The organism is Cetobacterium sp. (genome assembly GCF_048470075.1).
Lineage (GTDB): Bacteria > Fusobacteriota > Fusobacteriia > Fusobacteriales > Fusobacteriaceae > Cetobacterium_A.
Genome location: NZ_DBGBQB010000285.1, coordinates 1 through 8,228 on the forward strand (window position 1 = coordinate 1; position 8,228 = coordinate 8,228).

Below are 8,228 nucleotides of genomic sequence, written 5' to 3' on the forward strand. Positions count from 1 at the left end.
CTATATGTAGATATTATTTTTTTAAGAGAGGTAACTATGGAAAAAATTAACTGTAATCAATTTCAACTATTAAACTACTACAAAAAAAATAGAGAGCTTTATCGTAAATTGGGAAAAAGATTAGAACGTTTTTTAAAGCAGTCCTTTGAAAAAGAAAAGATTATCTATCATTCAATTACAAGTAGAGCCAAAACTCGAGAAAGCTTTCAAAAGAAAGTAGAACGAAAAGGTTATACATGTATTGAAGAAGCTACAGATTTATGTGGTCTTAGAGTTATCACATTTTTAGAGAGTGAAACTAAAATTGTTGAAAATTTTCTAAGACATACCTTCATAATTGATGAAACTAATAGTGTTGATAAAAGTGACACCTTAGGTGAAGATAAAGTTGGATATAAATCTATACACTTGGTTGCAACTCTCCCTAAAAATCTTTTAGAACTTCCTGAGTTTGAAAGATTTGATGGTTTAAAGTTTGAGATACAGGTTAGAACAATTTTACAACATGCTTGGGCTGAAGTTGAACATGACAAAAATTATAAATTTAGCGGTCAACTTCCAACAGATATTAAAAGAAGATTTAAGCTTTTAGCTGGATTTTTAGAGATTGCTGATAGGGAGTTTGAAAGTATTTCAAAAGAGATTACTGAATATGAGAAAAAAGTTGTAAACACTATTGAAGGAAACACTTTACATGAGATTGAGATAAACTCTACTTCTTTAAGAAAATATCTCAATAAAAAATTCAATATAACTTTTTCTCAGGGGATTAGTCCTAAGATTATAAAACTTTTACATGATAATAATATAAGCACATTGGAGGATTTCTCTAAAATAGAGGATTTAGAAATTATGAAAAAATATTTTGGAAATGGTAGTAAAAAATTTCCTGCTCGCTATGATTTAATGATTAAAAATCTTTTGGACTATAGAGAAAAACAAAGTTAAATATAAAACAGGATTCATCTCCATATTTTTGTATATCCTATAAATGAGATTAACAAAGTTAAGGAGGTTTTTTATGGGTATTTTAAGTAATGAAAGTTGTTTAAAGATGAAGAGAAAAGAGTATGATAAGACCATTGATCCCTTAAAGTTAAAACTTGCAGAACTTCAAAGAACTAGTAAGGAGAAAAAAATCCCTATTTTAATCATTTTTGAAGGGCTTGAAGCTTCTGGAAAAGGGGCTATTATAAATGAAATTCTTGTAACTTTAGATCCAAGAGGATATAAAGTGGTGAATCATAATCACCCTTTAGAGCAAAACACTCTACCTCTGAAACAGTATTTAGAAGATATTCCTGGGCAAGGGGAGTTTCATATCTTTGATAAATCTTGGTACGACTTGGCTTTTGAAGAGGAGATTAATATTACTAGAAGATGTAAAGAGATCAATAAAATAGAACGCTCCCTTATTAGAAGTGGTATGCTTATTATAAAGTTTTTTCTACATGTTTCTAAAAAAGTTCAAAAAAAAAGATACTTTAAAGCTAAAAAAAATCCTGCTAAGTCTTGGAAAGTAACTCCTTATGCTTGGAAGCAAAACTTTAATTACAAATCTATTATTGAAAATTGGGAAGATATAATAGAACGTACAAATAACTTTGACTGTGGATGGAATATCATATCATCTAATAGTTTATATGGGGCTAAATCTGAGGTTTTCAGAATAATTGTAGAAAAGATAGAAAGTCATTTAAACCAAAAAGATATCAGGCCTGATGATGTTCTTCTTCCTTATAAAAAACCGTACTCCCTAGACAGTGTCGATCTATCAAAATCAATCAGTAAAAAGGAGTATAAAAAAGAGTTAAAAAAATTGCAAGATACAATCTCTAATCTCCATCATGAGATATATACTCGAAGGATTCCAGTTATAATCGCATATGAGGGTTGGGATGCAGCTGGTAAAGGTGGAAATATTAAAAGAGTTGTAGAGCGTATGGATCCCCGTGGCTATGACGTTATCCCTATTGCTGCACCAAACGATGTTGAAAAGAGCAAGCACTATCTTTGGAGATTCTGGAAATCTTTCCCAAGATATGGACATATCTCAATTTTTGATAGAACATGGTATGGTAGAGTTCTTGTTGAAAGAGTTGAAAAATTTGCCACTAAATATGAGTGGAAAAGAGCCTACCAGGAGATTACAGATATGGAAACTCAGTGGGTTAACAATGGGGCTATTATTATTAAGTTTTGGTTACAAATATCCAAGGATGAACAGTTAAAGAGATTTAAAGAGAGAGAGAATACGCCAGCTAAACAGTGGAAAATAACTGAGGAGGACTGGAGAAATAGAGAGAAGTGGAAGGAGTATAAAGAAGCTATTGAAGAGATGATTTCAAGAACTTCAAGCTTTACATGTCCATGGTATATTGTTCCAGCCAATGATAAGTATTATGCACGGATTTTTGTTTTGAAAAAAATCATAAAAGAGATTGAACAAAAATTATATAATATCTGATTTTTAATCTATAGTAAAAGGGAGCTATTAAAAAGCTCCCTCTTTTTTATATTGACCTCTATTTATATGAACAGCAATAGTCCGCATATTCATTAACTTTGACCTTAAATGATGAATCTTTCTCCACCGAGAAACTCTCTCCCTCTTTTATACTTATAAAGTCTTTGTCCTCAGCTCTTTTAATCAGCATCTCTCCACCTATTACTTCCATTAGTTCTGGAGCTCCTGTATTAAATTCATACTCACCTTTTTGCATAAATCCTAAAGTTTTTCTGCTTCCATCTTCAAATATAATTGTTCTACTATCAACTTTTCCACCAAAATATACATTTGCCTTTTTTATAACTTTTACACTCTTAAATTCCATTATTCTCCCCCTACATCTTTCTAGCTTTAGCTACACAACCTCTAATTGCTTCTATAACACTACTTCTCATACCTCTTTTTTCTAAAATACTTACAGCTTCTATTGTCGTTCCTCCTGGAGAACAAACCATATCTTTTAGAGCCCCTGGATGCATACCTGTCTCCAATACCATCTTAGCACTTCCTAACACAGCCTGTGCTGCAAATTTATATGCTAAATCTCTTGGCATTCCCTCCATTACTGCTCCATCTGCTAACGCTTCTATAAACATATAGACATATGCTGGTGAACTTCCACTAACTCCCACCACAGCATCCATCATATACTCAGCCACTACTTCAGCCTTTCCAATAGAGTTTAGAAGAGTACATATATAGTCTAATTCATCCTTAGTTACTTTATTATTAGCACAAACAGCTGTCATCCCCTCACATACCATTGCTGGAGTATTAGGCATTGTTCTAACAATTTTAATCTCTTTTCCAAAAGTTTCCTCCAAGTTTTTTAGAGTTTGTCCTGGAGCTATTGTTACCACAGTTGTACTCTCTCTTACAAAAGGTGCTATCTCCTTTATAACCTCTCTATAAAATTGTGGTTTTACCGCTAAAAATATAACATCACACTTCTCTACAATCTCCCTGTTGCTCTCAGTTACATTTATTCCATAACCAGCTTTTACTCTCTCTAAAGTTGGTAAAAACTTATCAGAAGCAAATACAAACTCTTTTTTTACAATCTCTGAAGAGACTATACCTTTAATTATTGCTTGAGACATATTCCCTGCCCCTATAAATCCTATTTTCACTACATATCCTCCTATATTTACTCTTATTAATTAAAACTTTGTTCTGTTCTATCTATTATCTCATCTTGTAAAGCTTTACTTAAATTTCTAAAGTGATCGCTATAACCTGCTACACGAACTATTAAATCTCTGTATTCATCAGGATTTTGTTGAGCTTTAAGAAGTGTTTCTTTGTCTATTACATTGAATTGTATATGATGTCCATCCATATTGAAATATGTTCTTACAACATCTGCCATATGCTCCAATCCCTCCTCTCCTTTTACTACACTTGGAAGGAATTTTTGATTTAATAGTGTTCCACCTGTTTTTAGATGATCCATCTTAGCTGCTGATTTTAAAACTGCTGTTGGTCCATATATATCGGCCCCTTTTTCTGGTGATATACCCTCTGAAACTGGTTTATGAGCTAATCTACCATTGGCACTAGCCATCATAACCTCACCGAAATACACATGACATGTTGTTGGTAACATATTTATTGCATATCTTCCCCCTTTCATATTAGGTCTATCTGTCACAACTGAGTTGTAGTATTCAAATACCTCTTTCATTATATCATCAGCGTAGTCATTATCGTTTCCATATTTTGGAGTTTTATTTCTAACTAGATTTAATATTCTTCCAGCACCTTCAAAGTTGTTGTTTAATGCATTCATTAACTCTTCCATTGTGAAGTTCTTTTTGTCATAAACATTATATTTTATAGCTGCTAAAGAGTCTGTTATTGTTCCAATTCCCACACCTTGAACATATGTTGTGTTATAACGAGCTCCACCAGCATTATAATCTTTACCTCTACTGATACAATCATTCGTTATAACTGATAAAAATGGAACTGGCATATATTTTGCATATATTGTTTCAATTATATTACTTCCCTCTATTTTAATATCCATAAAATATTTTATCTGCTTTTTATAAGCTTCAAAAAGCTCCTCATAACTTTTGAAATCCTCCGCATAACCCAATTTCAATCCCAACTGCTTATTGCTAATTTTATCATAACCATTGTTTAAAGTTAACTCTAAAATTTTTGGAAGATTAAAATATCCTGTTAATATATAGGCCTCATTTCCAAAAGCTCCAGTTTCTACACATCCACTTGCTCCACCTCTTCTTGCATCTGCCAAAGTTTTTCCAGCATTTAATAGCTCTTGAACTATAGCCTCTGTGTTATAAAAAGCTGGTTGCCCCCATCCTTTTCTAGATATTGCACAAGCCTCCTTTAAAAACTTAAGAGGTGTTTTTTTACTGATTTGAACATTTGAACTTGGTTGTAAAAGCTTCATCTCATCCATACACTTTAGAATTAGATAACTTACATCATTGACTCCATCTTGCCCATCTGGAGTTATTCCCCCTGTATTTATATTCGCAAAATCTGTATATGTACTACTCTCTTTTAAAGTGATTCCCACTTTTGGAGGAGCTGGCTGATTATTGAACTTAATCCATAAATTTTCTAAAAGCTCCAATCCTTTTTCCTCATTTAAAACTCCCTCTTCACAATCTCTCATATAGAAACTGTTTAGATGTTGGTCCAATCTTCCTGGACTAAAAGCATCCCAAGGGTTTAACTCTGTTGTTACTCCCAAGTGAACAAACCAGTACATTTGAATAGCTTGCCAATATGTTTTTGGTTTATGAGCCGGTACTACTTCACAATTTTTAGCAATCTCTAAAAGCTCCTCTTTTCTAATAGGATCATTCTCCTCTTTTGCTAATTTATGTGCTAATTCAGCATAACGCTTTCCTAAAGTTATGATTGCATCACAACATATTTTCATCGCATTTAATTCCTGTTTCTTATCTAAAGCTTCCTTATCATTTAAAAAATCTAGATTTTCAATTGCTTTTTGGATTTTTTTCTTGTAATCTAAGAATCCATACTTATATATATTTTCAGAACCTACAGTATGCCCTGGACCTCTTTGCTCCATAAACTCTGTAAAAATTCCGCTTTCATAGCACTCTTTCCACTCTTTTCCCATAGAGTTTATAATTTTATTTCTAATCGATCTTTTTTCCCAATATGGAATAATCTCCTCCTCTTGGATTTTTAGATCCTCTTTTGTAACTTTAAATGATATTAAATCTCTATCGTTCATAATGTGCATATCCTCTAAGGTATGACAGCAAAGCTCTGGGAATGTTGGAGCTGCTTGTGGTCCATCCCCCTTCTCTCCCACAATTAACTCTCCATCATTTATACATATAGATTTATTCTCCATAAAGTGTTTAAAAGCAAGTGCTCTCAATTCAGGAATAGAAACTTCTCCCTCATATTTTTTATATGCTTCTGTTATTAATTTAGCTCTTTCAATATAAATATGTGCTTCTGTTCCTACACTTTGCTCTCTTAATTTTTGAATCCTTTCATTCATACCTCTTTTTTTCATCTTATCTACCCTCCTATTTTAACATCTAAAAATCCATTTTCTCTAAAGATATCTAAATATTTCTCCAACTCCTTCTGTGAAGGTGTAACAAAATTTTCTCCTAAATAGTTTAAATCTAATTTTTCATATTTATTAGTTCCTGCTTTGTGATATGGAAGTAGGTTTATTTTTTTTACCTGAATATTATTTTTTAAAAAACTCACAATGTCTTTTATACTCTTCTCACTACTATTTACTCCTCCAATTAAGGGTATTCTTATATATATGTTTTTTCCACAATCACTTAAATACTTTAAATTAGAAAGTATCAACTCATTTCCTTTTCCCATATATTTTTTATGAATTTCATTGTCCATTGTTTTTATATCATATAAAAATGTATCCACATAATCTATCAAAGCTTCATAGTTCTTCTGAGGAGCATAACCACAGGTATCTATAGTTACATTATACCCTCTTTTTTTCACTCTTTTTAATAATTCAACTAGATATCCAATATCTTGAGTCATTATCTCCCCACCTGAAAGAGTTACTCCCCCTCCAGACTCCTCATAGAACATCTTATCTTTGTCAATCTCCTTCAATAGATCTTCAACCGAATATTGTTTTCCAACTATTTCACGAGCTGTATTTGCACAGTAATCCAAACATGTTTCACACAATATACAACTCTCTCTTTCAGTTTTAGCCACATTGTTTTGAATCTTTATAACATGCTCTGGACAAACTTTTTCGCACTCTTTACACCCCTTACATCTCTCATAATCAAACAGTAACTCTGGTGTATATTTTTGACTCTCTGGATTATGACACCACCAACAGTTTAAAAGACACCCTTTAAAAAATACTGTAGTTCTAATTCCATCTCCATCATGAAGAGAGTATTTCTGTATATTTATCACATAGGGTATTGCCATTTTCTTCACTTCCTTTAAAATATTAATAGTAACTTAAATATATAGTTTGCAGCAACTCCAGCTATAAGACCTCCTAAAAGTTGCCATAGTATACATATTTTTATAAAATGATTATGTTTTAATGTATCTAGCATCCCCACATGAGTGCTTAAGAATCCGCTCCAACAGATACCCATACCTGTAAACACTGCAATGGTATTTGCATTGGCCAATCCTTTATCTATAAATCCCTTAGTTAATCCCATAGCACTTCCAACTGCACCTAATGCTGTAAATGGATATGCCAATAGTTCAGGTTCTCCGAATCCCCAAAGCATCTTTGCTACTGGTGTGAAATATGATCCCAATCTAGGTAGTAGTTTTACTCCCTCATAGGCTGCACCTACATATGTTCCGTTTTCCCCCTGTGGTCCAAATGTTAAAATCATAACAAATGTACAAATTAAAACTGTTCCTGAGGCACAAGCAAGACCTAAAGTTACCCCTGACTTTGCTCCATCCATCATAGAGGCTAAAAGTCTCTCAAATGCACTTCCAGCTCTAATCTTTCTAAGGTCTCCCTCCTCCTTAGTATCTATTTTTTCATTCATAGGTTCATTGTAATATTTTTTAGCATATCTAAGAACCATTCTAACTGAAAATATACCTCCAATAACAGCACCTATATTACCGATAAGCACTGCCTTTATATATTCACTTCCCAAACTTAGCATATATGCTGTTACAATAAGTCCCATTCCAAAAGTTGTTCCTAAATTTGTATATGTCACTTTCTCAGCTTTTGTAAAGTATTTGCTGAATCCACGGTCCTCTGCAAGCCCTAAAATAGCTGGATTGTCTGATATATATGTCGTCACAGCCCCTAGTGCTGCTGCTCCTGGTAATCCAAAAAGTGGCCTCATTAATGGTGATATTATTTTATTGATTAAAGCGACAATTCCAAACTCTGACATAATAGAAGCTACTGCCCCCGCTAAAATAGCTACAGCCATAATATAAAATGATGTATTCATCAGTACATCATGACCAGTTTTCATCATAACGCTGAAAACCTTGTCAATACCCATAACACTTCCTAAATAAACAAAAAGACTTATAAAAACTGTCAAAACCACAAAAGTTTCCTTTGAAACTGAGGCTACCTCTTTTTCAACACTCTCTTTTTCTACAGCTTCTATTCCCAATACATTTTCACCTGCTAACTTCTGTTCCACTGTTTCCATTTTAATACCTCCCTTTTAATTTTTGAACGTATTATTCATATTATGCC

General features: G+C 32.8%; 7 protein-coding genes. 2 read left to right on the forward strand and 5 right to left on the reverse strand.

Annotation, left to right across the window (positions count from 1 at the left end):
* A partial coding sequence (locus tag ACMOUI_RS10105) for a GTP pyrophosphokinase (RefSeq protein ID WP_418965573.1) occupies nucleotides 1–948 on the forward strand: 948 nt, incomplete at its 5' end.
* 73 nt (nucleotides 949–1,021) lie between these two features.
* The gene (locus ACMOUI_RS10110) at nucleotides 1,022–2,467 is read left to right on the forward strand and encodes a phosphate--AMP phosphotransferase (RefSeq protein ID WP_418965574.1); all 1,446 of its coding nucleotides are present in this window, start codon (nucleotides 1,022–1,024) and stop codon (nucleotides 2,465–2,467) included.
* 58 nt (nucleotides 2,468–2,525) lie between these two features.
* Here ACMOUI_RS10110 and ACMOUI_RS10115 read toward each other — a convergent pair whose 3' ends face one another.
* The 5 genes from ACMOUI_RS10115 to ACMOUI_RS10135 are packed head-to-tail and all read right to left on the reverse strand — an operon-like array spanning nucleotide 2,526 to nucleotide 8,181.
* Nucleotides 2,526–2,834, reverse strand: a complete 309-nt coding sequence (locus ACMOUI_RS10115; RefSeq protein WP_418965575.1) for a pyrimidine/purine nucleoside phosphorylase — start codon at nucleotides 2,832–2,834, stop codon at nucleotides 2,526–2,528.
* A 10-nt stretch (nucleotides 2,835–2,844) separates the two neighbouring features.
* On the reverse strand, nucleotides 2,845–3,639 hold the full coding sequence (gene proC / locus ACMOUI_RS10120) for a pyrroline-5-carboxylate reductase (RefSeq protein WP_418965576.1): 795 nt from the start codon (nucleotides 3,637–3,639) through the stop codon (nucleotides 2,845–2,847).
* Between the two features lie 26 nt (nucleotides 3,640–3,665).
* Nucleotides 3,666–6,041 carry a trans-4-hydroxy-L-proline dehydratase gene (gene hypD / locus ACMOUI_RS10125; protein WP_418965577.1) on the reverse strand — a complete coding sequence of 792 codons (2,376 nt, stop codon included), beginning with the start codon at nucleotides 6,039–6,041 and terminating at the stop codon, nucleotides 3,666–3,668.
* A 5-nt stretch (nucleotides 6,042–6,046) separates the two neighbouring features.
* A complete protein-coding gene (locus ACMOUI_RS10130; RefSeq protein ID WP_418965578.1) occupies nucleotides 6,047–6,958 on the reverse strand; it encodes a trans-4-hydroxy-L-proline dehydratase activase in 912 nt (303 codons plus the stop codon).
* Nucleotides 6,959–6,972: 14 nt separating this feature from the next.
* Nucleotides 6,973–8,181: a hypothetical protein gene (locus ACMOUI_RS10135; RefSeq protein WP_418965579.1), complete on the reverse strand. Its 1,209-nt coding sequence runs from the start codon at nucleotides 8,179–8,181 to the stop codon at nucleotides 6,973–6,975.
* Between the last annotated feature and the right edge of the window lie 47 nt (nucleotides 8,182–8,228).

Bases quoted from the DNA above. Each gene is read 5' to 3' on its own strand.
- ACMOUI_RS10130 (WP_418965578.1), bottom strand. From the start codon at position 6,958: ATGGCAATACCCTATGTGATAAATATACAGAAATACTCTCTTCATGAT.
- ACMOUI_RS10110 (WP_418965574.1), top strand. From the start codon at position 1,022: ATGGGTATTTTAAGTAATGAAAGTTGTTTAAAGATGAAGAGAAAAGAG.
- ACMOUI_RS10115 (WP_418965575.1), bottom strand. From the start codon at position 2,834: ATGGAATTTAAGAGTGTAAAAGTTATAAAAAAGGCAAATGTATATTTT.
- ACMOUI_RS10135 (WP_418965579.1), bottom strand. From the start codon at position 8,181: ATGGAAACAGTGGAACAGAAGTTAGCAGGTGAAAATGTATTGGGAATA.
- hypD (WP_418965577.1), bottom strand. From the start codon at position 6,041: ATGAAAAAAAGAGGTATGAATGAAAGGATTCAAAAATTAAGAGAGCAA.